The organism is Pseudomonas sp. SJZ077, from assembly GCF_007993905.1.
Classification (GTDB): Bacteria; Pseudomonadota; Gammaproteobacteria; order Pseudomonadales; family Pseudomonadaceae; genus Aquipseudomonas; species Aquipseudomonas mandelii.
Window position 1 is genome coordinate 160,851 of record NZ_VIUJ01000001.1, and the last position, 20,164, is coordinate 181,014.

Sequence of the window (20,164 nt, forward strand, 5' to 3'; positions counted from 1 at the left end):
AAAAAGCCCCAGCAAATGCTGAGGCCATAAATAGGTGCAAGGTCTTTTTCGCCACCACTTAGCAACTCTCCTCGCCGACCTACTAGCTCGGCGTTTTAGCCTTCCCCATACCGATTCCGAGTGCTGGGCGAATGAATACGATGGCATTGAAAAAATAAAACGCTCCGACTAGCAGTGGCTTTTTGATACTATCCAGCCCCACCATAAAAGCTCGAAGATGAATCATGCATAGCGACGAACAAAGCAAAAAAAACTTCTTGGACGATGTCAAAACTTTTTTTGACGGAATTAAGCATCTCGGGATATGCGCAACGCTAGCGTTGGGTCTCCAGTATCTTCAGCAACCCATGATAGGTGCCAACTTTAATTCTGGATTCATAGTTTTTGTAAACTGGGTCGGGCTAGTAATGACTATTTTTCTGACCATAATCGCATTGATATGGATCCTGCAAAGTTTTAAAACAGAGCCTACATCACAGAAATTTCACATCTTTAGCTCGATTATCCTAGGCCTACTCACTGTTTTCATAATGTTCACAGTGATTTTCTACTCGTTAAATACCGTTCCACTCGGATTTTGATAAAAAATAAACCACAGTTAATTGCCCGTCACTGCAATGGGTTGGATGGACATATCCAACCCGTACCGTGCTTGGTATTACCGAGTAGCGGGCACCTCAGAGGCTAACTACCGGTGCGCTCTCCATGCGCACTCCTTCAACGTTAGGCTGCTCGGTCACTATCCCAAAAATGCAAAAAGCCCGACGCTTGGCCGGGCTTTCTCTATCAAAGTTTTTTGGATAACAGGAGTGAAGAACAGCAGTTAACCCCTAGCCCAGCTAAAACAAACAAACCAGACGAGATCAGACTTTTCATTATCATAATTGCTCCTGTGGCTACGGTCAGTACCGCCGTAATCGGCATTGCTATTAAGGTTGCTGAGAAATACAAGCCAACGGTTAAAAGGAATGCTAGGAGTAATTTTCCTGCTGCAGCGGATAGATTGCTCGTCCCCTGGTCCATAACGCGAGTTATCCAAAAATCTCTACACCCTGTCGGACCGCATCACACGCAAAAACGACAGGATGTATAAATACTCTCTCACTTTCTCACTCAATGCAATGGCTATTTGCTACGCCGCGAAACTTTCGATCAGGCCCTCTGAGTCCAGCAACTCCTGCGCCGCAGTCAGCGCCTCGTTCACTTGGTCGTCGAGCGCTTTGCGGATGTTGGCTCGCCACCGGTACCGGGTTGATTCCGGCTTGCCGTCGTTGTCCCAGTTGGTGATGTCGTACCAGGCAGCAGGCAGGACCGCGGCGGACCGCTTGCCCTCTGTACCGGCAACTTGCGGGATTGCCCAAGTCAGCACTGCGCATTCCCGGAAGCGTTGCGGTGCCGGTGACTGTGCAGTTTTGATCAGTTCTAGGATCGCCCCATGCTTGCGTTCGTCGTGGGTAGAGTACTTCGCCACCAAGGCCCGCCAGTGCGCAGCCGACAATGACTTGTGTAACCTGCCGAACACCCAGCAGTCAGTGAGGAATGCCGCCTCCTTGCCGAGGATCTCCCCCTTCTGCTTTGCGCACTGCACCTTTGGCTCGAAATCGCAGCCGCCGGCGGAGTTGATGGTTTCGGCGGCGAGCGCCCGGACTACTGCGGATACCACGTTGCGATAGGTCATGCTGCTCTCCCCTTCAGATCTTTTGTTTTTGCCCGGTAGTCGGCGGTCATTGCCTTCAGTTCTTCGACGGTGTACTTCTTCGGCTCATGCGGGCCTTCCAACCACTCGACCTGCTCGGCGCCGATTCTCTTAACCAACGCGATGCGATAATTCACGATGTTCCCGGACAGCTGGGTGTTGCACGGGGAACACTGGCGGTGGCAGTTCAGGGGCTCGAAGCGCAGTGCAGGGTTGCTGCCGACGGTTCGGTAATGCCCCGCGTCGTACTTGCCCTGGTGGTGCCGGCCGCAGCTGATGCATGGCAGCTCGGCATCCCGCTCACGCACCCAGGCGTTGAAGGCGATCTGCGTGTCCTTGAGATGTTCCGGCCTGCTCTTCAGCTTCTCCCTGCGGACCTTGATCTCGCGGCGCTCGACATCCGCCAGGGCTTTACGCGTGGTTGCCCGGCCCTTCTCTGACTGCCCGTGAGCGATGGCGCACTCGATCTCTCCGCACACAGCTTGGGAGTCGCGCGCAGGCGTGAACATCACGCGGCATGACGGGCAGCGCTTTCTGCGGTTGCCGCCCGAAGTGAGCGGAGTTTTGCGCTGAAGTGGAGTGCGCTTCATGCGGCTTCCTTGCTCAGCAAATCGGTGAAGACAACGCCCTGGCCGGTGAAGAACGCGGCGATGCGGTCGGTGTACTGGATGCCCTGGGCGCGATTGAACAGGCTGGTCACGGGGAAACCGTCAGGGCCGAACAAATGACATTCCCCCATCATGGCCAGTTTCGTTTCGTACGGGAGGTGGCGCATCACCCGGTACCACTCAAACTGAAAACCGGCGTCCTCGTTCAGCAGGATCTGCACGCCGAAGTGCAGCTTGCAGTAGCGCCGGGCGTCCGACGCATCGCCGATCTGGGTCATCTCGGCGATTCGCTTGTACATCCCAAACCACAACGAGTTCTGATCGAGCGTGCGGTCCTTGCCCGGGCGAAGGGAGACCACGACGAACTTCTTGTCCTTGTACATGGTGGTCAGGCTGGTGATGGCCTCGGTGAGCTTGGCCTGGCAGTTGACGGAGATTTTATCGGTCATGGCCGAGTTTCCCGTTTAATGGCGCAATCGATCTCTTGATCAAGCGCTTCGCGCATAAAAACTCGGACCATTCGATCTTGAGCGCTTCCGGATTCGCCCTCGCGCAACCATCGATACCGCTCGGCATCCTTGCGCAGCGCCTCGTTCTCGGCCAGCAGCTCCAGCGCCACTTCCTCGACGGTCTTCTCGCCGAGGAAGTCTTGCAGCGCTTCGGTGTTGCGCTTCCAGTCAGCGCAGTCGGCTCGATATGAGGCGGCTTCAGCCCAAAGCAGCGCCTTCAATTTCTCTTTGTCGATAGTCATCAAAAGCCCTCTTTGCCGCGCTGAGATTCCCACTCGAACGGAATGACGATCACGCCGCCCTCCCGCAGACGATCCGCACAGCGCTCACCGATGGCGGCAGGCAACGCCTTGGCATCCAGGTTCGAAACGATGACCGTCGGGCGCTGCTCCTCGTACCTGCCGTTGATGATTGCGAACAGCGTGGTCAGCTCGAAGTCGCTGGACTTTTCCTTGCTGACGCCGATCTCGTCGAGGATCAATAGCGACGGGCTGATGAGGCTCGCCAGAATCTGGCTTTCGCTCTGCTCGCTGGTCCGGTCGTAGGTGGCGCGAATGGCTTGCAGGACCGAGCCGACGGTGCGGTACGCGGCGGTAGCGCTCGACCGGGCCATGATGTCGTTCGCGATCGCCACGGACAGGTGCGTTTTGCCGGTGCCAGGCTTGCCCAGCAGCAACAGGCAGCGACCCGACTCGGCGATCTGCGAGAACTCAGCGGCGTACCGGCGGCAGGTGTTCAGCGCCTTTTGCTGCTCGGCGGTGGTGGCCACGTAGCTTTCGAAGGTTTTGCTAGCGAAGCGCTTCGGGATCAGCGCCGAGCCAAGCTTGCGCTCCATGGCCATGCGGAGCATCAGCGCCTTGCTCTGGCGCTCGGACTCATCCGTCGCTTCCTGGGCAATGCGGGAACACTCGGGGCAACCGGTCTTCAGCTCACGGCCGATGACCGAGAAGATCTTCTGCTCAAACTCGCCGTGGGTGTCACAGTCGGCAGGCTGGATGCGAGTTCCTGGTGGAAACTCAGGGGTCGTTTGTACTGACTCAGAACGCATAGCTACCGTCCTCCCGCTGGATTAGTCCGTCGGTGTAGTTGCGATCAGCGAAGCCAGTGTGACGGGACTGGGCGACCGGTGCCGGTGCCGACTCGGCCATGCGTTTGATCACCCAGGACGCCTTGAAGCCCTGCCACCCTGAAGTCAGCGCTTCGGTGATCGCATCGGATGCCGAGATTCCGGCTTCGACGCATTTGGCCAGCTCAGCGTTGACGGTTGACCAAACAGTGGCGGTGACAGCGGCGCGCTTGGCCTTGCGCTGGGTTAGCCAGTCGGCCAGCAGTTGCTCAGGGACGTTGTGCGGGTTGTCGGTCAGCAGCTGGGTCATGCCGAACGGAGCCTTGCGTTCAGGCTTCGGCAGTTCGGGCTGCTCTCGGGGCGGATTAATCTCTTTCGAAGAAAGAGTTAATAGGGGTTCTTTCTTTGTATAAAGAAGGCAAGTTGCCGTTTTGGTCTCACTCGCATCAGGTCTCAGTGAGACGATTTGGGCTGAGTGAGACGATTTGGTCTCAGTGAGATTGGCTGGTTTTTCTTCATAGAAGGACCACTCACGAATAGGGGAAATCCCGATATCGCCCCGGCTTCCCCCTACCCGAAAAATGATTCGACGCTCAAGGAGATGACTGATCGCTTTCGACGTGACGTCTCGGCGCATGTTGGTCTGCTTGCCGATATCGTCGGCAGTCAGGCGCTTGGTTTCGAGTTGATAGCCGATGGTCTGCCGTGCAATGGCCATGAGAACGCGCAGTTCGCGCGCTGGCAGGTCAACCGTAGCCAAAGCCTCCATCAGGCTGTTGTCCATACGGGTGAATCCCCTGCTGCTGTTCAGCTGGATGATGTTGTCGGGGGTCATTGCTTGACTCCCTGAGAACGAGACTTGAGGCGCGACACGTTTTCGGAATTAACAAAACGTGTCGCGACATGGTTCGGGGTATTGCTTGAAATGGGCTGGCTCTGCATAATCGACCTTATCAAGTGGTAATGAATTAGCCGGGGCGCAATCCCGGCTTTTTTGTGCCTGGGACTCAGGCGATGGATTTCAAATTCGGGCGATGCTTCACAAGCAGGGCTTCAGCCTTCCGCCCCAGTTCCCCTGCCCGCGCTTCAACTTGGCGGCATTGCGCGACGAACGCCGGTAGGTGCGGTAAATCGACTTCGCACATCACTTGGTCGTCGAATACTTCACTGCCGGTATCGATCACATCGCCAAGCGCACGGATCAGCGCGCCGAAGCTTTTATTCGCGCACTGGTCACTTGTCATCTGGCGAGCGCCGATCAGACCGTGCCTTCCGGCCAGCTCGTTGATGCAGTGATCGCGGAATTCAGGCTCAAGCGCGTTGACCCACGACTCCTCCAGCCAGGAAGGCATCTCCTGATCACCGGACAGCCAGCGCTGAACACGCTTGAGCCAGCGGCCGGTCGCCTTCACGAAATCGGCCACGTCGTTCTGCAAGGTCAGCGCGGCGAAGTCCGGGATCTCTTTAGCAATGGCCTTCTCCGGGCACGACAGATGCAGCTCGCGGCTCAGCGCCTGGGCGAAGTCGTCCTGGCTCAGGCTGGTGCGTGCGATCTGGTTTGCCGCGTGCGCCACCAGCACCTGGTCACGGGTTTGGGCGCTGTGTCTTTGACTGGACGTTTCCATGGGTGCTGCTCTCTTCTAATCTGGCTTTAATGGATCGGCGGACAGGGATGTCGCTTAGGCGGCCATCTCGGCCCAAGGAAACGACGGACATAGGGATTCTTTTTTGAAAGCACCTTCGGTCAACGTCTCCGCTCGCTTGGCAATCACCGGAGACATGCCGTGCTTTCCCCGAACCCAACCGGAAACGGTGCTTTGATCAACCTTGAGCTTTTCGGCGGTGGCCTCCTGAGTGCCGAAGTAGGCAACGAGGCCCTTATAAATAGCGTTCATGACGCCCCTCCATACGGGAATGCCCATATAGTAGGTTATGGGAATACCGATTTGCAAGGGTATGGGAGCGCCCGTAATACTCCACGGATGGAATTTAAAGAAAGACTCAAAGCCGCCCGCCGCCACGCTGGTTTAAATCAGACCGAGCTTGCCGAGCGCGCTGGCCTCACGCAGACCTCAATCTCCGACCTCGAGCGCGGAAAATCGAAGGCGACAGCTTTTGCTGCACAGATCGCGTCGGTATGCGGCGTTTCGCCTATGTGGCTTGCTGAAGGCGTTGGCGACATGCTTAAGGGTTCCGCAACACCCGATGAGCGCGTTCAGCCAAGCGTGGCTATGTCAGACATTCAGACATGGGATGACGAAACCCCGCTCGATGACGATGAGGTCTACGTGCCATTCCTTCAGGAAGTGGAATTGGCAGCAGGCTCGGGCCGATTTGCGATCGCAGAGAGCGACAGCGCCAGGCTGCGCTTCTTCAAGAAAGACCTTCGCCACAACAACGTGCAGTTCAGCAACGCGAAGTGCGTGGTCGTCAGCGGCAACAGTATGCTGCCGGTGCTGCGTGACGGCGCCACGGTAGGCGTGAACGTCGGGAAGAACTCGCTGGGCGATATCGTCGACGGCGACATGTATGCCATTAACCACAACGGCCAGCTCCGCGTGAAGCAGGTCTACCGCTTGCCCACTGGCATTCGCCTGCGCAGCTTCAACCGTGACGAGCACCCGGACGAGGACTACACCTTCCAGGAAATTCAGGACCAGCACATCGCGATTCTGGGTCACGTTTTCTGGTGGGCAATGTACTCCCGGTAACAAACGCACGGCTTCGCACCAAACACCAAAAGGAACGGACTCCATGAAAAAGCTGGTGATTGCTGGAATCGTCGCCCTAGTCGCGATAGTCATCTACACCCAGATAACTATTTTTGCCGTGCCACCGATCGGCGCAGTGCCTGAGGGTCGAACGGTGATCATGCTGAGACTTAACAAGACCAACTTTATCGACAGTGCCGACGCCATGTGCGAGCGACTGCAGGGCAGCGTTAGCCTGCTTTGCCGAGGGGTGACCATGGGGGCAGTGGTGAACAACACGAAAATTATCGCCCGCCTACCCTACTCAGAGTCGCTTTATCTCATCTCCACGGGTGGCAAGCGGTACGACCGATGATGCAGACGCACCTCTAGGAAGAACCATGTCTCTCACCAAGCCAAATCAAGACCTCAAGCGCGACCTGCAGGGCATCGCCTCCGACTTGAAGTGGTCGGCCGTCGAGCTGATGCGGGTCGCCGAGCGGCTGAGCCTGGCTGGTAACGAGGCGGACGCCCAGGCGCTGCTGAAGATGTGCACCGTGTTCCATGCGGACGAGGATCGGTTGACTGCTTACGTCGAAGAGATCAAAGCCGGAGCAATAACTAGGACGGTTGAATAGATGGCAGATCTAATACAAGGGCTCGACGGCCCCAGAACAGCCCAGCAGGAGCTGTTCTACGATCTTGAGGATTTAGCTTCGGTCATCCGCTGGTCAGTGATAGAGCTGACAGATCTGGCGAGTCGCGCCAAGACTCCGCCTGACGCGCTTGCATTGGCGAAGGTAAGCGCAATGCTGACTCTGGAGCAGGTAAAGCTCGGTCGCCACGCAGATGAGGTGAAGGCGGGAAGGATTGTGCGGGGTAAGGCTGAGTAATTAGCGCTTCTATGCATGGCTACCTGCTGGAACGCATTCGCGGAAGACGAGATATTTGGATCAAATAACACCCAGCCACTGGCGAAGCCAGCCTTGATGGATTATACCTAGGTCGATATAGTGTACGAACTGATTCCTCACGATGACGTGGAGCAAGACCTAGAACGATTGATGGGAGTTGACCCGGAAATCGTTTACCAGGTTTCAACCATCATCCAGCAGCTTATGGCGGATCCTCAATTACTAGATGATCTGCTTCGAGACGGTTACGGAGGGTCGCCTTGGCAGCCAGCACCTGGCGCAATTTTTAACGTAAGAGCCTGGGGTGCAGCTCAAAGAAAGAACATGAATCTTTGGGCAATCCGCGATTTCGAGCTGTCTCGAAAAGGTTTTGAATTCAGAATTGTGTACGCCGTATTCCCAAAAAATGAGCTGATTTACATCCTCGCAGTTATTGAAAGAGCATGGAACTATGATCTCGCCAGCCCTATTTCTAGAAGGGTCATCGCCACCTACACAGCCATCCAAGATGGCCTATGGTAATTCTGCACCTTCTGCTTCTGGGTATGCGCCGAAGGTCTACAGAATCAATACAGCGGCGGCGACGTCCCAGGCAGCGGCGAAGCAGACGAAATTTTCGGCTTTTATGGAGCGTCTTGAGCGTGACCCTGCTCATGCAAAAGGCCTCTCCGAAGCGAGGTCTTCCGTTGCCGATGCGCTCTACCCTGACGACGGCATAACCCTGAAAATCTTACGACTCAAAGCAGGTCTTACGCAGACTCAGTTAGCCGCAGCACTTGAAACCAGTCAGCCTCACATAGCTCGAATGGAGGCCGGACGCCAAGAGCCGGTTATGTCCACATGTCGCAAGCTGAGCAAGACCCTCGGGGTGTCCCTAGACATAATTAGTTCGGCTCTTGAGCGACAAGCTGAGATCAACGAAAGCAAGGCAAAAAAATGACTCGATATGCACACGCCACCTATTGCGATGACATTCGCCAAGAAGTTGGGGGCAAAATCACACTGGTAGGTATTTACTCTGGGCAGTGCTTGGTTCCAATGATCCCCTGCACCCTGCCAAAGTTATGTCTCGCCCTTTATGTATCCGCAAGTCGATCGAAGCCTGTTAGCTCGCTGAGCGTATCAGGAGTGTTCGCTGGTACTGAAGTTGTAAATATGGTGCTGGATAGCAATCATATCAACGAGATAATGGCTCCAAGCAATGCTCAGAATCCAGATGCTAAGCAGATGATGCTGGTGCTCATGGCAACGATGGCGCCGTTCAATGTAATTGTTCCCGGAAAGCTCACGCTGACGGTTACAGCTGATGGCGAGGATATCTTTTGCGAAGGGCTGAATATATCGACTGCCCCTGAAGGCACGATTTTCGGCATGTAACTATCGCTCAACCAGGCCCAGCGCGGGCTTTTCGTATCAACCTGTACCTTCGTCACACCTACCAAGCATACTGCAGTCAGCCAAAGGGATTTGGCCACGTGCATAAAGAGCCCGGCCTAGCGCCGGGCTTTTTCATATCTGCCCTACCCTGGCCCGCCCATGCACTCTGCTGTGCTGGCAAGCAATGCTCCAGCCTGCTGGACAAGCTTGCGCCACTCGTCGCTGGTGATTAGATCGGCCCGCTCCATTGCGTCAGCCCGCCTCAACAATCCGAAGTACTTTTCCTCTGCGCCTATTTGGTTTTCAGTCAGGACGTATAGCTCACGCCAGGCGGTCATGGCTAGTCTTCGCTGTGCCTCTCTCATTTGAGCCCCTAACGGTGATCTATGGGAGTAGATGTCAGGGTACAGGCAGTGCTCTGCATGATGTCCATCCGCGCGACCAATGGTGGCCTTGCGCCATAAAAGAATAAAAGAATAAAAGAATCTGAATAGAGGCCGCCAAGTGCGGGACTTTGTTGCGCCTATGAATATAGGCAACGATCTTTTTATGGGAATACCCGTTGACACAAAATATGGGATTGCCTATATTCACATCCAAGCCAAAGCAACAACGGCCCAGCAGCGAAAGCCGCGCCGCTCTTTAGCGATACAACCTCACCTTGCCGGATCACCACCGGCCCAGATTCAAAGGCAGCGATGAACCGGCCTCAACGGTTCAGAGGGTTGGCAACTGACCCGGGCGTGCAGCGTAAAACGCCAAGAACAGTTATCCAGCGGGAGAACAAGCCGAAAGGCCCGCGGCTGGAAGAACAATTAGGGATAGGCCAGTGACCGACGCCAGAAGCGGGTCACTGGAAAGCATCACCACTGCCCATTCAATGAGTGGGCACTGGGATGTAAGGCCTTCATCAAACGAAAGGCTCAACTGAGCAAAGGCGATATCAATGGAATGAGGAACAAACCATGACCGTAGACATCAGCAACTTCACCATCGCTACCCCGCTCCCAATTTCTGACACAAACCCAATCTCCCTTGACTTGATCGGCTGGCGAGCGCTGCTCGAATGCCCTGACGTCGTCTCGATGCTTCCTGACGGATCGCTGCAGATGACCGCACCAACCCTCGGCGCTTCCAGCAAAAGCGTCCATCGGACTCGTTGCGAATGGAAAGAGCCTGGCTACTGGCTGTTTTCGAGTGCCGCGGACCATTGGAGCCGCCAAGAAATGCGGCTGACAAAGGTCAACTCTCTGCAGAAGGTAGTGATCGGCCAGATTCATGTGCAGGGCTCAGAGCGGCCCCCGGTGAAGGTGTTCTGGAACAAGGGCAAGATCACCATGGGCTTCAGGTCGAGCTATCTACAGGACGACCCGGTCAACACGACCGTCTTGGAAAATGTGCCAATCGGCGCACTTTTCAAGATCAATATTCACGCCAACTCCAGCGGTGCTGTTTCGGTTTCAGCCAGCTGCAACGGCGCTAAATCTACCTCCGCAATCATGCGGCTCGACAACACCTGGGACACGAAAACTCTCGCCTTCCATGGTGGCGTGTACAACCAGATTGATTACTCCGAAACCACCGACCCGGAAGACGGTTCGGTCTGCATCATCGGCGACCTGTCGATTACTCATACCTGACATCGACACTCCGCTTTTGCAAACCCAGGCCGGCGTCAATAGCGGGCCTGGGCTACTCGCTCACACAGGTATTCCCGACACCACCCGCATGCACTCCCCTCCGCGCCCAACGGCAACCAGCGGAACGGATGAGTGCAGCCGAGTTTTGTTGGATCTACACCGCCGTTCTTGGAGGCGACCATGTCAACCAGCTATGCAGACAGTGCGCAGGCCCGAGAGTGGGACAGGCGTTACGACGCTTGGGGCCGTGAGAAGAAAGCGAAACCCGAGGAGTTTCACGATTACGAAGCGGAAGCACTCAAGCGCACTCAGGCACTGGCTGACCGTAAAGCTCGGCTGGTGGAGGAGCGCAAAAGCCTGAAGCGGCGCATTGGCGCAACCATGGTGCAAATGGAAATGGTGTGTCCGCCAAAAGGAGGCGCAACGTGAGCACTCAACAGCGCGACCACGATACGGCGGTCACCTGGATCGAGGGCGAGATCAGCAACATGATCCGCGACTTGGGCAAGCCAAACGCCAGTTCGGCGGCAACGTCGTGCATCACCCTCGCTTACATGCTGCGCGTCATCAACGACGGCGAACATCGTCACTACAGGGCACGCATCGACCAGATCTACGCCTCCTTCAACGCATCAAACAAGCAGGGAGCTGCAGCATGACCACACCACCAGTTAAATCACTGATCGACGAGCAACTCGACGAGATCGAATCGAAGCTGGTCCTGCTGGGTTTCGGTCTGCCATTCAACGAGGTGATTGGCAAATCTCGTGAAGCTCTTGTCGCCAGCTTACCGCGCCGTCTGGCGGCAACCATGAAAGGCGGCCGGATCGCGGTAAGGGTTCGGTCATGACCTCTTACCAGCGCGCCAAGCGCTTCTGGTTCTGGCGCGGCTCAGCCATCGCCTTGCTCTTCTTCACTGCCTGGATGCTGGCAAGCGCCTACTCCGGCCAGATCACTCAATAACCCCTCACACCTTTAAAGGCTGCGCACCGCGCGGCAAGGAACTGTCATGTCCGCAAATACCAAACAAGCAATCGCGCAAGACTCACTCGAAATCGGCGAAACCGAAGACGCACAAAACGTCGTTGTCCCTTCAGTTGCTGTCACCGACATCGCCGAATACCGGCCGCACGAAGAGCAGATCGTCCGTTTGGAAACCACCTACGCCAAGCTGGTCGTTGACTGCTCGAACAGCGAAGGATTGGCCAATGCGAAGGAAGTACGCATCGATATCCGCGACGTGCGCTATGCCCTGGCGAACACCACCAAAACGGCGCTCGTGCCTTATCAGCAGAAAGTCAAAGAAGCCCAGGCTCGCGTCAACCAGGTTAAGGAGTTCGGCGAGGCGCTGAAGGATCGCGTGTTGGCGATTGAGGCGCCTGTCGACGAAGCAATTAAGGCCGAGGAAAAACGCGTAGCTGACGCCAAAGCCGAACGCGAGCGTGTCGAGGCTGAACGCGTCGAAACCATCCGGGCAAAGATTACCCGCTTCAGCTCTGTCGCTGCCGCATATGCAAGCCGTAGCGCTGCCGATATCGCCGACATCCTGCAAGGCGTCAAGGTGTCGGTGATCCTGCCCGAAGAATATGCCGAGTTCGAAGCTGAGGGCACCATCGCTCGCGACAACGCTATTGAGCAGTTGGAAACACTGCACAAGTCTGCCGTTGAGCGAGAAGAAGCTGCCGCTAGGCTGCTGGCCCAGCAGAAAGAACTCGACGAGCTGCGCGAGAAGCAACGCATTGCCGACGCTGAAGCTGAGGAGCTGCGCAAGCAGCGCGCCGAGGAAGACCGCCTGCGTTTGAAGAAGCAGCAGGACGATCTGGACCAGCAGCGCCGCGACATGGAAGCTCAGCAACGCCAACAGCGTGCGCAGCAGGAAGAGCAACAGCGCCAGCAGCGCGAACGTGACGCACAGTATCAAAGTGACCAGGAAGAGCTAGCCCGCCTGCGCGCACAGGCTGCAGCACCGGCTCCAGTCACCCCAGTGGCTACCCCAGTGGTCGCAGAGAAAGTCGAAGTTACGCCTATCAGCACACATGCGGCGGCGGCTGAGTCCGACGACGTAACTACAACCGCCCCACCGGTCGACGACATTGTCGAGGTTGTAGCGCTGGGCTTCGACGTGGACCTCGCCACTGCTCGCGCCTGGCTTCAAGCCATCCGCTTCTAACCACCCTTTCCATCTAACGGCCGACCCACTCCTTGTCGGCCACGGAGAGCGCAATGACTGACTCAGACACTCAAGCACCAACTGGCCTCGCCACGTACCACGATCCATCGCACAACGCTGCAGCGCTCATTCTTGATCCAGGCACCATGAAGTCGATGAGCGACCTGGCGCTGATGATGTCGAAGGGCGTGACAACAGTCCCCAAGCATCTGAAAGGCAATCAGGCTGACTGCATGGCGGTTGTGCTGCAAGCAATGCAGTGGCAGATGAACCCTTTCGCTGTTGCGCAGAAGACGTTCATCGTCAACGGCGGTGCATTGAGCTATGAGGCGCAGCTCATCAACGCAGTGATCACCGCCAAGGCGCCCGTCAAAGGTCGCTTGAACTTCGAATGGTTCGGTACCTGGGAAAACGTTATCGGGAAGATGCGCGAAGTCACCAGCCGGACCAAGAAGGACGAGGACACTGGCGAGTTCAAGAAGTACCGCGTTCCCGGATGGAGCTTTGACGATGAGAAGGGCCTCGGCATCAAAGTTTGGGCAACCTTCAAGGGCGAAGACGAGCCGCGCGTTCTGGATCTTCTGCTTACCCAGGTCCGCACGCGAAACTCTACGCTTTGGGCGGAAGACCCCAAGCAACAGATTGCCTACCTGGTGACCAAAAAATGGGCGCGACTCTTCTGCCCCGACGTCATCCTCGGCGTGTATACGCCCGATGAGTTCGAGGACTCTTACGGCGGCGAAATTGACATCACCCCTGCAAAGCAGGCTTCAAACACCGCTGCCGCTGCTGGTGTGTCGTTCGGGCCGAAATCCCCCTCGCCGGAAATCGACGGAGTATTCGCAGACCTTTTGGTCGTCGCGAAGCGGCAGGACATCGAAGCCTATGCGGCAGCCTGGGCAGGTCTCAAGCCCAAGCAGCGTGCGGCTATCGGCCTTGAATGCCACGAAGCGCTCAAGGCCATGGCGGCAACCGTTGATGGCGACTTCACCGAAATCACTGGCAATCACGACGGCCTGTCTCAGTCAGAGGAAGCGGCGTAGTGAGAACGGAACTTCAGGGCAATGAAAAATGGCATGCGGACCGATCTGGCCGAGTGACAGCCAGTCGATTTAAAGACGTGTTGGCATGGGGGAAACCTGACAAAAACGGGAAGCGTGAGCCAACGGGGGCGCGCACATCGTATATGCGCGAACTGTGCTTTGAACGACTGGCAAAGAAGTCGAAGCACAACGTCAGCAGCGCTTCCTTGAAGTGGGGTCACACCGAAGAACAGAAGGCTCAGGACGCCTACGAGATGCTGACCGGCAACATCGTCGTGCCGTCAGGGTTCATCGTTCACCCGAAGTATGACTGGCTCGGTTGCTCGCCAGACGGATTGATCGGCGATAACGGCGGCACCGAGTCGAAGTGCCCCTTCAATGAGGCGATACACGTCAGAACATGGCTCGAAGGCATGCCCGAGGAACACATGCCTCAGGTCCAGGGCTGCATGTTCGTTACCGGGCGCAAGTGGTGGGATTTTCTGTCGTTCGATTCTCGCCAAGATGCAGAGTGCCAGCTCTACATCGAGACAATTCACCGCGACGAAGACTACATCGCCAACCTGCACAAAGAGCTGGTCCAGTTCAACCTGGAGCTGAATCGCATGGTTGATGAGGTCGCGGACAAAGCCAGGGCGCAAGCACATCGTTTAGGAGCCTGATCATGATCAGCAACCTGAAGTACGACATCGCGTTCCGGCGTGAGAAGGCGCTGGAGCTTTCCAGCCAGGTCGAACAACACCTGGCTGCGGGCGGGCGCTTTTCCAGATCCGAGCCCGCCAATATCAATCCGACGCCGGTTGAGCGCTCCAAAAATATCGACCCCGGAACCATCCTCAAGCGCCGCCGGCCCGCCATCAGTGCTGCTGAGCGCAAGGCACTGCGGAAACTCGCGGAGGCATTATGAGCAAGCGCAAACCGCACAACCTCAAGGCTCGCATCGACCGATCGTGTCGTTCGCTGTTGGCCACCAACCACGTCGCCGTGGTGAACATCGACCCCAGCGGTCACCAGGGCATGATCAATTACAAGTCGTTGAAGAACATCGCGCCCGGCAAGATTGGCCAGGCCGTGTGTGGCATTGCCCACCGTTGGACGATCTACCTCAGCGCTCTCTGTATTGATGCCCGCGGCGATCGCTACAGCAAGTCGATTGAGGTGGCGCCGGACGGCGTCTACCTCTCCGACCATCTGGAAGAGGTAATCGAGCATTGCTACAAGAAGCTGCGCGACTCAGCCAATCAAAGTCAGATGGTGGCGTCTGGTTGGATTGCTATTCCCGACTCTCTATCGCTCGACGAGGCTCAGGCAGCGCGGATTTTTGAAGCGGTCGGAGCTTGGAATCAGCAAAAGGTCGCTGCGTGAGGCGACTCACCAACCAGGTGCGCCAGCGCCGACGACAAACATGGCTGGATCTACCGGCCCACGGAATTAAAGAGGCAGGCCATGGCCGAGGAACAGCAGGAGCCGACGGCGGAAGCCATCAAGCAGCGCAGAAAGCGCGAGAAGAAAGCGGTGGCCGATGCGGCGAAGGGAATCGGGCGCTTCAACGTTGAGATCGCAGGCGTGTTCATACCCGACCTCAAACGCCTGATGAAAGAACACGGCTTCAACAACCAGCAGGAGGTGTATCAGAACCTGCTGCGCAATGTGATCGCCGCCGACTTCGATAACGCCGCCCAGATGCTCAAGTGTGTCACGACACCTTTTGTTGTTAGCGAAGAGGTGTCACGCGAATTCCGCAACGAAAGCCTGCGTGAGCTGCGCAAGACGCCGGGCGAGCCTGAAGACGAAATCGTCGAACCCGATAACACCAACACTCTGTCGCATTCGGTCACGGAAGACGGGCCTTAATAAGGAAACCAGAATCCCACTCAGCTCGCAGCCAGCTCTGCGTTAATCAGGTTCGAATAATAAGGGTGGATAGTCCCCAACCTTTCCGAAACTCTATTTCGAAGTTGCTCAACAGACTCAAAATCACCTAGCGAAATCTCAATGGACAAGCGGACCAAATCTGAAGCCGCCTTATCTGTCTCCTGCAAAGAGCTATTCAACCCACGAAGATGAGCCGCGTTCATATTCAAGAAATCTTGTGTCAGCTTTATCTGCTCAACCTCTTTGCTATACCGGTCATGCATACGCTCAAACATTGTAATTTGCTGGTCGAGTAACTGCAGCTGGTGAGATTTATAGTCTGAAAGCTTTGAAATCCCCGTCTGCTCTACTTGCGCATCATTCGAGTCACGCTGCAGCTTGCTTAAATCGTCAAATTCTTTCCGTTGAGTACTGAGCAACTGCTTCTGAAGATCAATGGTTTTTAATATGGCAAACAGTGTAACCAAAGAAATAACGGGACCAAAAACACCACCGAAAAAAGAACCGAAAGCCGACCAGTTATCTGGGGCCTTTGATAAACCATTATTAAATATACTCAAATAAACAACTACCGCTATAACCAGCAAACTGAATATAAGTATCAGGCCAATTTTTAAAGATCGATCTAGCAGGCGTGTGCCTGACTGGTCCTGTTTCATTTAGAGCGCCTCGATAAATTCACATTGGCTTTTCGCCACTATTTAGCAGGTTCCCCTATGTCCGCACAACAGGCTCAGTCATAGCCTCCCTTGATATTTCGGATGATCGGATGTGCGTCGCTTCGCCGATAAACTCGAAGTTTCAAGCCACTAGAACACGTTATCACTGAGTACTTTGCTGTAGGTGGTTGCTGTTCAGAAATCACGTCCGAACAGTCCCAACCGTAGGTATTCAGCGCATGCCATGCCAGATCTGCTTTTGAGAGATCGCGACTGCTATGAGCATGTGACAGATCATGGTTGAAATCCGAATCTTCAGCCTTGGTCAGCTCCTTCGCGGGTGATGCTTGAGCTGGCGCAGCCTGAATTTGAGCAATGCTGTAACTGGAAGAGTCTTTGGCGGATGGATTGTTGTGACTATCAATCATCCCTTTGCTGACAAGACCGGCGAGCCCAACGGCCAAAACAATCCCGATAGTCCTTCTCTCCACGACTGCCACTCCCTCTGCAAAGACTTTGATGATGTCAGCTTGTGCTGGCTTCAGTCCATCAACTCAAAAATTACCGCCCGGGCATGACCCGGCATAGGACGCCCCATGCCCACAGCAATCGATTTGTTCGCCGGTCTCGGCGGATGGTCAACCGGTGCCCGCAACGCCGGGATCAATGTTATCTGGGCCGCCAACCACTGGCCCGTGGCTGTTGAGTGGCACAGCGCCAACCACCCGGACGCGATTCACATTTGCCAAGACCTGCACCAGGCGGATTGGTCGAAGGTTCCAGCGCACGACATCATGCTGGCCTCGCCCTGCTGCCAAGGACATTCGAAAGCCCGAGGTAAGCAGTCCGGCAACGCCCAGCACGATGCATCGAGGTCTACAGCCTGGGCAGTTGTTTCGGCAGCCGAATTCCACCGGCCAGAAGTGGTGCTGGTCGAGAATGTCGAAGAGTTCACGGCATGGGCTTTGTACCCGGCGTGGTCACAGGCAATGGCGGCGCTCGGCTACATGATCGCGCCACATGTCGTCGATTGCGCCGATCTCGGCGTGCCTCAACACCGGGTGCGCCTATTTCTGGTGTGCACCCGAAGCAAGGCGCCTCTCAATCTGGAGCTGCACCAGCGCCGACATGTTCCAGCCTCATCCTTCATCGACTTCGACGCCGGCAAATGGAGCAAGGTCGTAAAGCCTGGTCGCGCCGAGTCGACGCTGCTCCGAGTGAAGAACGGCCGAGAACGCTTCGGTGACCGATTCATCATGCCCTATTACGGATCCGGCTCTGGCCTCACCGGCCGAAGCTTGGAACGACCGATCGGGACCATCACAACGCTCGACCGATGGGCTCTGGTGCGCGGCGATGAGATGCGGATGCTCTCAGCGAATGAAGCCCTTGCCGCCATGTCATTCCCGGCGGACACGAAGCGTCCGGACAATCACAGGCTGACCATGCACATGGCCGGTAACGCGGTACCGCCGTTGGCTGGACAACGAATCATCGAAGCATTGAAGGCGGCCGCGTAGCTCATAGCCACGGCACTGCCGACAGCCACTCCGCCAGGCGAATCAGCATCTGACTCAGCAGCTCGACAAGGATTTGGTACATCAGATCTGCGACGACTTGTTTCATACGATAGAGCTCCGGTCTGCTTGAAAGCCCAAGGATGTGGTTAGTCACTTCTTTGGACATGGCCATCAGCACTATCCGGACAGTAGGAAAAGGACTGTGGGTCTGCCGCCACAGATATTCCTACTGAAGCTGCTGTTCTTCCTCTTGGGTTTTTTCCACTCCCTCCACTCTCCACCGCCCGGGCATGACCCGGCATAGGACGCCCCATGCCCACAGAAAACAAAATCACTGAGCCGGCGCCGAGCTTGGCGACCGGCCACTACCTTGACGCCGCGACTTGGGCCGACTTCGTCCAGCGCCTGCGCTACGACTGCATCGGCCCGCGCACCAATGACCATTGCACCAGTGCCGCGCTGTTCAAGGTCGAGAACCACAAGATCATCTACGGCCTGGACATGGACTACACCGACAAGCTGGTCGTCTATTGCGATGACTGGAAGTGGTTCAGCCCACAGGAATACTGGAAGGACTGCGATCGCGGTACCAAAGCCAAGTTGAACAAGCTGATGCAGGAATGGGCCAGCTGTCAGTTCATGAAGGCAGAGCGCAGTGATCAATGGCACGTGCTCGGCGAGTTGCCTCAACACACCGTCACCGGATGGGAGGAGGAATGGGAGTACGTCAATTGCCATTTCACCTATGCCGCGGCCGAGGCGTTCATTAAGCGCAAGAAGCACGACTACCGCGAACTTCGGATTTACGTCGACTCGCAGTACTGGTGCTGGGAGTTCGAAACCATCAAGGCGGCGATCCTCGACGGCACGCTGACTTACACGCCGAAGGTGGCCGCATGAAGCGCATCTACCTCAGTGGGCCAATGACTGGCCTGCCCGGCCTCAACTTCCCCGCCTTCGCCGCAATGACCGCTCACCAGCGCCTCGCAGCCTGACCCTTCTTTCAAGATTTCGCTGAGCTGCGTTGAAACAGTTTGGAGTAAGCGAAATAGCCAATATTGATCTCTGCGACTGCCATCACTCCAATTACGGCGCCAAACATAAAAGATAAAAGGATAAAACCTGTCGCAATCACCCCTACAAACCATTGAAGGATTAGCAACGCCTTGGGATCAATCGACCGCATTCCATTCAGGACCACCGCTGAGGCAACTCCTATTAACAAACCGACAATAATGCCTAAAAACATGGGTCAACTCCCTTTGGTTAAAGCCCGGAAGTGTACTCCAAGCCACCCCCAAATCTCACCACCTTCAACCGCCCGGGCATGACCCGGCATAGGACGCCCCATGCCCACAGAAAACCGAAACTCCAAAAAAACGAAGGCCCAGCAGTTCGTCGAGGGAATGATCCGGAATCGCGGCATTGAGTTCGCCAAGCTGGGGATGATGGTCGAGGTGGACGGCGATCTCGGAACGATCGTAGGCATGAACGGTTCAGCCAATCTCGACGTCCAATTCGCCAACCAATTGCAGTTTGGGAAGCACACGCACAACTGCCACCCGACCTGGAACGTGAAGTACTTCGATGCTGCCGGTAAGGTCATTGCCCACTTTGACGAGTGCAAATGCGTGTTCCGGCCAGTCAAGGTGGCAGCATGAAGCGCATCTACCTCAGCGGGCCAATGACCGGCCTGCCCGAACTCAACTTTCCCGCCTTCGCCGCAATGACCGCCAACCTGCGCGACGCCGGCCATGCCGTAACCAATCCTGCCGAGCTGAACCCTGACGGCGGATCCTGGAACGACTGCATGCGCCGCGACATCGCCGCCCTGATGGACTGCGACACCGTGGCCACGCTCCCAGGTTGGGAGCATTCGAAAGGCGCCCGCCTCGAAGTGCTGATCGCCGAACGCCTCGGCATGACGGTCGTGAACGCCCATGATCTGGTATCGATGGAGATTGCGTGATGAGCGAAGTGATGCGTTGGAAATTGAAGGGATTCATCCCTGGCGTCGAGGGAGAGAGCAAAGCGGTATTTCAGCCGGTTGTGGTTCTTGCTGAGGATTACGACAGCGCGGTACGCCTCTTTCTGGATGCTGCCGAACGGTGCCTCGCTGCCGAACGCCGCGAGCAAGTCCTGCAGCTGCGCCTGAACGCGGCGGATCAGCGGATTGATGACATCGAGCGAGCGCTCGGAGGGATGCTGTTTGCATTTGATGACGGTGTCGGGCGCGACTGGTCAGCGAATCTGCTCGATTACGCCCGCAAGCTGACGAGCGCCGCGGAGTTCAACCCCGCCGAATCAGGAGCGGGCGAACGCAATCACGGAATCCCCGGCACATCGGGCATGCGCCTGAACATGCTGGCCAACCAGGGCGAATAGCTCGACAGGAGT

34 protein-coding genes are annotated in these 20,164 nt (G+C 56.3%); 23 read left to right on the forward strand and 11 right to left on the reverse strand.

Annotated features, from left to right (window positions below; translation table 11 throughout):
- Positions 1 to 1,132 precede the first annotated feature (1,132 nt).
- From FBY01_RS00830 to FBY01_RS00865, 8 genes are all read right to left on the reverse strand, one after another.
- Positions 1,133 to 1,678, reverse strand: coding sequence for a hypothetical protein (locus tag FBY01_RS00830; RefSeq protein WP_145306159.1), 546 nt, complete (start codon positions 1,676 to 1,678; stop codon positions 1,133 to 1,135).
- The gene (locus tag FBY01_RS00835) at positions 1,675 to 2,286 is read right to left on the reverse strand and encodes a recombination protein NinG (RefSeq protein WP_145306157.1); all 612 of its coding nucleotides are present in this window, start codon (positions 2,284 to 2,286) and stop codon (positions 1,675 to 1,677) included. The genes FBY01_RS00830 and FBY01_RS00835 overlap by 4 nt, the downstream gene beginning before the upstream one ends.
- Complete coding sequence (locus tag FBY01_RS00840) at positions 2,283 to 2,753, reverse strand: hypothetical protein (RefSeq protein WP_145306155.1); 471 nt, start codon at positions 2,751 to 2,753, stop codon at positions 2,283 to 2,285. Before FBY01_RS00840 ends, FBY01_RS00835 begins: the two co-directional genes overlap by 4 nt.
- Complete coding sequence (locus FBY01_RS31475) at positions 2,750 to 3,055, reverse strand: hypothetical protein (protein ID WP_178113205.1); 306 nt, start codon at positions 3,053 to 3,055, stop codon at positions 2,750 to 2,752. Before FBY01_RS31475 ends, FBY01_RS00840 begins: the two co-directional genes overlap by 4 nt.
- Positions 3,055 to 3,861 (reverse strand): ATP-binding protein, encoded by an 807-nt coding sequence (locus tag FBY01_RS00850; protein WP_145306153.1) that lies wholly within the window; start codon positions 3,859 to 3,861, stop codon positions 3,055 to 3,057. Before FBY01_RS00850 ends, FBY01_RS31475 begins: the two co-directional genes overlap by 1 nt.
- Positions 3,851 to 4,714 carry a replication protein gene (locus tag FBY01_RS00855; protein ID WP_145306151.1) on the reverse strand — a complete coding sequence of 288 codons (864 nt, stop codon included), beginning with the start codon at positions 4,712 to 4,714 and terminating at the stop codon, positions 3,851 to 3,853. The genes FBY01_RS00850 and FBY01_RS00855 overlap by 11 nt, the downstream gene beginning before the upstream one ends.
- A 172-nt stretch (positions 4,715 to 4,886) precedes the next feature.
- Positions 4,887 to 5,504 carry a hypothetical protein gene (locus FBY01_RS00860; RefSeq protein ID WP_145306149.1) on the reverse strand — a complete coding sequence of 206 codons (618 nt, stop codon included), beginning with the start codon at positions 5,502 to 5,504 and terminating at the stop codon, positions 4,887 to 4,889.
- A gap of 54 nt (positions 5,505 to 5,558) precedes the next feature.
- Entirely contained in the window at positions 5,559 to 5,774 is a 216-nt protein-coding gene (locus FBY01_RS00865; RefSeq protein ID WP_145306147.1) for a YdaS family helix-turn-helix protein, read from the reverse strand.
- 87 nt (positions 5,775 to 5,861) lie between these two features.
- Here FBY01_RS00865 and FBY01_RS00870 point away from each other — a divergent pair, with 87 nt between their 5' ends.
- The 17 genes from FBY01_RS00870 (at position 5,862) to FBY01_RS00955 (ending at position 15,567) form a co-directional block, all read left to right on the forward strand.
- Complete coding sequence (locus FBY01_RS00870) at positions 5,862 to 6,590, forward strand: helix-turn-helix transcriptional regulator (protein ID WP_145306146.1); 729 nt, start codon at positions 5,862 to 5,864, stop codon at positions 6,588 to 6,590.
- Between the two features lie 43 nt (positions 6,591 to 6,633).
- A complete protein-coding gene (locus tag FBY01_RS00875; protein ID WP_145306144.1) occupies positions 6,634 to 6,945 on the forward strand; it encodes a hypothetical protein in 312 nt (103 codons plus the stop codon).
- Between the two features lie 25 nt (positions 6,946 to 6,970).
- Positions 6,971 to 7,207, forward strand: a complete 237-nt coding sequence (locus tag FBY01_RS00880; protein WP_145306142.1) for a hypothetical protein — start codon at positions 6,971 to 6,973, stop codon at positions 7,205 to 7,207.
- Complete coding sequence (locus FBY01_RS00885) at positions 7,208 to 7,462, forward strand: hypothetical protein (RefSeq protein ID WP_145306140.1); 255 nt, start codon at positions 7,208 to 7,210, stop codon at positions 7,460 to 7,462.
- Between the two features lie 120 nt (positions 7,463 to 7,582).
- On the forward strand, positions 7,583 to 8,005 hold the full coding sequence (locus FBY01_RS00890) for a hypothetical protein (protein ID WP_145306137.1): 423 nt from the start codon (positions 7,583 to 7,585) through the stop codon (positions 8,003 to 8,005).
- The gene (locus FBY01_RS00895; RefSeq protein ID WP_178113204.1) at positions 7,992 to 8,423 is read left to right on the forward strand and encodes a helix-turn-helix transcriptional regulator; all 432 of its coding nucleotides are present in this window, start codon (positions 7,992 to 7,994) and stop codon (positions 8,421 to 8,423) included. Before FBY01_RS00890 ends, FBY01_RS00895 begins: the two co-directional genes overlap by 14 nt.
- Positions 8,420 to 8,860, forward strand: coding sequence for a hypothetical protein (locus FBY01_RS00900; protein WP_145306133.1), 441 nt, complete (start codon positions 8,420 to 8,422; stop codon positions 8,858 to 8,860). Before FBY01_RS00895 ends, FBY01_RS00900 begins: the two co-directional genes overlap by 4 nt.
- Positions 8,861 to 9,825: 965 nt before the next feature.
- Complete coding sequence (locus FBY01_RS00910) at positions 9,826 to 10,500, forward strand: polysaccharide lyase family 7 protein (protein ID WP_145306128.1); 675 nt, start codon at positions 9,826 to 9,828, stop codon at positions 10,498 to 10,500.
- Positions 10,501 to 10,680: 180 nt separating this feature from the next.
- The gene (locus FBY01_RS00915; protein WP_145306126.1) at positions 10,681 to 10,929 is read left to right on the forward strand and encodes a hypothetical protein; all 249 of its coding nucleotides are present in this window, start codon (positions 10,681 to 10,683) and stop codon (positions 10,927 to 10,929) included.
- A complete protein-coding gene (locus tag FBY01_RS00920) occupies positions 10,926 to 11,159 on the forward strand; it encodes a hypothetical protein (protein ID WP_145306124.1) in 234 nt (77 codons plus the stop codon). The genes FBY01_RS00915 and FBY01_RS00920 overlap by 4 nt, the downstream gene beginning before the upstream one ends.
- A complete protein-coding gene (locus tag FBY01_RS00925; RefSeq protein ID WP_145306122.1) occupies positions 11,156 to 11,350 on the forward strand; it encodes a hypothetical protein in 195 nt (64 codons plus the stop codon). Before FBY01_RS00920 ends, FBY01_RS00925 begins: the two co-directional genes overlap by 4 nt.
- Before the next feature lie 159 nt (positions 11,351 to 11,509).
- Positions 11,510 to 12,670, forward strand: a complete 1,161-nt coding sequence (locus tag FBY01_RS00930) for a hypothetical protein (RefSeq protein WP_256664390.1) — start codon at positions 11,510 to 11,512, stop codon at positions 12,668 to 12,670.
- Positions 12,671 to 12,723: 53 nt separating this feature from the next.
- Positions 12,724 to 13,713 carry a RecT family recombinase gene (locus FBY01_RS00935; RefSeq protein ID WP_145306120.1) on the forward strand — a complete coding sequence of 330 codons (990 nt, stop codon included), beginning with the start codon at positions 12,724 to 12,726 and terminating at the stop codon, positions 13,711 to 13,713.
- The gene (locus tag FBY01_RS00940; RefSeq protein ID WP_145306118.1) at positions 13,713 to 14,375 is read left to right on the forward strand and encodes a lambda exonuclease family protein; all 663 of its coding nucleotides are present in this window, start codon (positions 13,713 to 13,715) and stop codon (positions 14,373 to 14,375) included. Before FBY01_RS00935 ends, FBY01_RS00940 begins: the two co-directional genes overlap by 1 nt.
- Before the next feature lie 2 nt (positions 14,376 to 14,377).
- Entirely contained in the window at positions 14,378 to 14,620 is a 243-nt protein-coding gene (locus FBY01_RS00945; protein WP_145306116.1) for a hypothetical protein, read from the forward strand.
- Positions 14,617 to 15,078, forward strand: a complete 462-nt coding sequence (locus tag FBY01_RS00950) for a hypothetical protein (RefSeq protein WP_145306113.1) — start codon at positions 14,617 to 14,619, stop codon at positions 15,076 to 15,078. The genes FBY01_RS00945 and FBY01_RS00950 overlap by 4 nt, the downstream gene beginning before the upstream one ends.
- Positions 15,079 to 15,159: 81 nt before the next feature.
- Positions 15,160 to 15,567, forward strand: coding sequence for a hypothetical protein (locus tag FBY01_RS00955; RefSeq protein WP_145306111.1), 408 nt, complete (start codon positions 15,160 to 15,162; stop codon positions 15,565 to 15,567).
- A gap of 20 nt (positions 15,568 to 15,587) precedes the next feature.
- On the opposite strand, the gene FBY01_RS00960 is transcribed toward FBY01_RS00955, so the two are convergent.
- A complete protein-coding gene (locus FBY01_RS00960; protein WP_145306109.1) occupies positions 15,588 to 16,247 on the reverse strand; it encodes a hypothetical protein in 660 nt (219 codons plus the stop codon).
- A 74-nt stretch (positions 16,248 to 16,321) separates the two neighbouring features.
- Positions 16,322 to 16,738, reverse strand: coding sequence for a hypothetical protein (locus tag FBY01_RS00965; protein WP_145306107.1), 417 nt, complete (start codon positions 16,736 to 16,738; stop codon positions 16,322 to 16,324).
- Positions 16,739 to 16,843: 105 nt separating this feature from the next.
- Here FBY01_RS00965 and FBY01_RS00970 point away from each other — a divergent pair, with 105 nt between their 5' ends.
- The 3 genes from FBY01_RS00970 (at position 16,844) to FBY01_RS31655 (ending at position 18,762) form a co-directional block, all read left to right on the forward strand.
- A complete protein-coding gene (locus FBY01_RS00970; protein ID WP_145306105.1) occupies positions 16,844 to 17,767 on the forward strand; it encodes a DNA cytosine methyltransferase in 924 nt (307 codons plus the stop codon).
- A gap of 312 nt (positions 17,768 to 18,079) precedes the next feature.
- Positions 18,080 to 18,667: a hypothetical protein gene (locus FBY01_RS00975; protein WP_145306104.1), complete on the forward strand. Its 588-nt coding sequence runs from the start codon at positions 18,080 to 18,082 to the stop codon at positions 18,665 to 18,667.
- Positions 18,664 to 18,762, forward strand: a complete 99-nt coding sequence (locus tag FBY01_RS31655) for a DUF4406 domain-containing protein (protein ID WP_256664389.1) — start codon at positions 18,664 to 18,666, stop codon at positions 18,760 to 18,762. The genes FBY01_RS00975 and FBY01_RS31655 overlap by 4 nt, the downstream gene beginning before the upstream one ends.
- An 8-nt stretch (positions 18,763 to 18,770) precedes the next feature.
- On the opposite strand, the gene FBY01_RS00985 is transcribed toward FBY01_RS31655, so the two are convergent.
- The gene (locus FBY01_RS00985; protein WP_145306102.1) at positions 18,771 to 19,016 is read right to left on the reverse strand and encodes a hypothetical protein; all 246 of its coding nucleotides are present in this window, start codon (positions 19,014 to 19,016) and stop codon (positions 18,771 to 18,773) included.
- A 100-nt stretch (positions 19,017 to 19,116) separates the two neighbouring features.
- On the opposite strand from FBY01_RS00985, the gene FBY01_RS00990 reads away from it, so the two are divergent.
- Genes FBY01_RS00990 through FBY01_RS01000 form a run of 3 tightly spaced genes read left to right on the forward strand, consistent with a single transcriptional unit; the run spans position 19,117 to position 20,152 of the window.
- Positions 19,117 to 19,428: a hypothetical protein gene (locus FBY01_RS00990; RefSeq protein WP_145306100.1), complete on the forward strand. Its 312-nt coding sequence runs from the start codon at positions 19,117 to 19,119 to the stop codon at positions 19,426 to 19,428.
- Positions 19,425 to 19,736 carry a DUF4406 domain-containing protein gene (locus tag FBY01_RS00995; protein ID WP_145306098.1) on the forward strand — a complete coding sequence of 104 codons (312 nt, stop codon included), beginning with the start codon at positions 19,425 to 19,427 and terminating at the stop codon, positions 19,734 to 19,736. The genes FBY01_RS00990 and FBY01_RS00995 overlap by 4 nt, the downstream gene beginning before the upstream one ends.
- Entirely contained in the window at positions 19,736 to 20,152 is a 417-nt protein-coding gene (locus tag FBY01_RS01000) for a hypothetical protein (protein ID WP_145306096.1), read from the forward strand. The genes FBY01_RS00995 and FBY01_RS01000 overlap by 1 nt, the downstream gene beginning before the upstream one ends.
- Positions 20,153 to 20,164: the final 12 nt, after the last annotated feature.

Bases quoted from the DNA above. Each gene is read 5' to 3' on its own strand.
- FBY01_RS00830 (WP_145306159.1), bottom strand. From the start codon at position 1,678: ATGACCTATCGCAACGTGGTATCCGCAGTAGTCCGGGCGCTCGCCGCC.
- FBY01_RS00835 (WP_145306157.1), bottom strand. From the start codon at position 2,286: ATGAAGCGCACTCCACTTCAGCGCAAAACTCCGCTCACTTCGGGCGGC.
- FBY01_RS00840 (WP_145306155.1), bottom strand. From the start codon at position 2,753: ATGACCGATAAAATCTCCGTCAACTGCCAGGCCAAGCTCACCGAGGCC.
- FBY01_RS31475 (WP_178113205.1), bottom strand. From the start codon at position 3,055: ATGACTATCGACAAAGAGAAATTGAAGGCGCTGCTTTGGGCTGAAGCC.
- FBY01_RS00850 (WP_145306153.1), bottom strand. From the start codon at position 3,861: ATGCGTTCTGAGTCAGTACAAACGACCCCTGAGTTTCCACCAGGAACT.
- FBY01_RS00855 (WP_145306151.1), bottom strand. From the start codon at position 4,714: ATGACCCCCGACAACATCATCCAGCTGAACAGCAGCAGGGGATTCACC.
- FBY01_RS00860 (WP_145306149.1), bottom strand. From the start codon at position 5,504: ATGGAAACGTCCAGTCAAAGACACAGCGCCCAAACCCGTGACCAGGTG.
- FBY01_RS00865 (WP_145306147.1), bottom strand. From the start codon at position 5,774: ATGAACGCTATTTATAAGGGCCTCGTTGCCTACTTCGGCACTCAGGAG.
- FBY01_RS00870 (WP_145306146.1), top strand. From the start codon at position 5,862: ATGGAATTTAAAGAAAGACTCAAAGCCGCCCGCCGCCACGCTGGTTTA.
- FBY01_RS00875 (WP_145306144.1), top strand. From the start codon at position 6,634: ATGAAAAAGCTGGTGATTGCTGGAATCGTCGCCCTAGTCGCGATAGTC.
- FBY01_RS00880 (WP_145306142.1), top strand. From the start codon at position 6,971: ATGTCTCTCACCAAGCCAAATCAAGACCTCAAGCGCGACCTGCAGGGC.
- FBY01_RS00885 (WP_145306140.1), top strand. From the start codon at position 7,208: ATGGCAGATCTAATACAAGGGCTCGACGGCCCCAGAACAGCCCAGCAG.
- FBY01_RS00895 (WP_178113204.1), top strand. From the start codon at position 7,992: ATGGCCTATGGTAATTCTGCACCTTCTGCTTCTGGGTATGCGCCGAAG.
- FBY01_RS00900 (WP_145306133.1), top strand. From the start codon at position 8,420: ATGACTCGATATGCACACGCCACCTATTGCGATGACATTCGCCAAGAA.
- FBY01_RS00910 (WP_145306128.1), top strand. From the start codon at position 9,826: ATGACCGTAGACATCAGCAACTTCACCATCGCTACCCCGCTCCCAATT.
- FBY01_RS00915 (WP_145306126.1), top strand. From the start codon at position 10,681: ATGTCAACCAGCTATGCAGACAGTGCGCAGGCCCGAGAGTGGGACAGG.
- FBY01_RS00925 (WP_145306122.1), top strand. From the start codon at position 11,156: ATGACCACACCACCAGTTAAATCACTGATCGACGAGCAACTCGACGAG.
- FBY01_RS00930 (WP_256664390.1), top strand. From the start codon at position 11,510: ATGTCCGCAAATACCAAACAAGCAATCGCGCAAGACTCACTCGAAATC.
- FBY01_RS00935 (WP_145306120.1), top strand. From the start codon at position 12,724: ATGACTGACTCAGACACTCAAGCACCAACTGGCCTCGCCACGTACCAC.
- FBY01_RS00945 (WP_145306116.1), top strand. From the start codon at position 14,378: ATGATCAGCAACCTGAAGTACGACATCGCGTTCCGGCGTGAGAAGGCG.
- FBY01_RS00950 (WP_145306113.1), top strand. From the start codon at position 14,617: ATGAGCAAGCGCAAACCGCACAACCTCAAGGCTCGCATCGACCGATCG.
- FBY01_RS00955 (WP_145306111.1), top strand. From the start codon at position 15,160: ATGGCCGAGGAACAGCAGGAGCCGACGGCGGAAGCCATCAAGCAGCGC.
- FBY01_RS00960 (WP_145306109.1), bottom strand. From the start codon at position 16,247: ATGAAACAGGACCAGTCAGGCACACGCCTGCTAGATCGATCTTTAAAA.
- FBY01_RS00970 (WP_145306105.1), top strand. From the start codon at position 16,844: ATGCCCACAGCAATCGATTTGTTCGCCGGTCTCGGCGGATGGTCAACC.
- FBY01_RS00975 (WP_145306104.1), top strand. From the start codon at position 18,080: ATGCCCACAGAAAACAAAATCACTGAGCCGGCGCCGAGCTTGGCGACC.
- FBY01_RS31655 (WP_256664389.1), top strand. From the start codon at position 18,664: ATGAAGCGCATCTACCTCAGTGGGCCAATGACTGGCCTGCCCGGCCTC.
- FBY01_RS00985 (WP_145306102.1), bottom strand. From the start codon at position 19,016: ATGTTTTTAGGCATTATTGTCGGTTTGTTAATAGGAGTTGCCTCAGCG.
- FBY01_RS00990 (WP_145306100.1), top strand. From the start codon at position 19,117: ATGCCCACAGAAAACCGAAACTCCAAAAAAACGAAGGCCCAGCAGTTC.
- FBY01_RS00995 (WP_145306098.1), top strand. From the start codon at position 19,425: ATGAAGCGCATCTACCTCAGCGGGCCAATGACCGGCCTGCCCGAACTC.
- FBY01_RS01000 (WP_145306096.1), top strand. From the start codon at position 19,736: ATGAGCGAAGTGATGCGTTGGAAATTGAAGGGATTCATCCCTGGCGTC.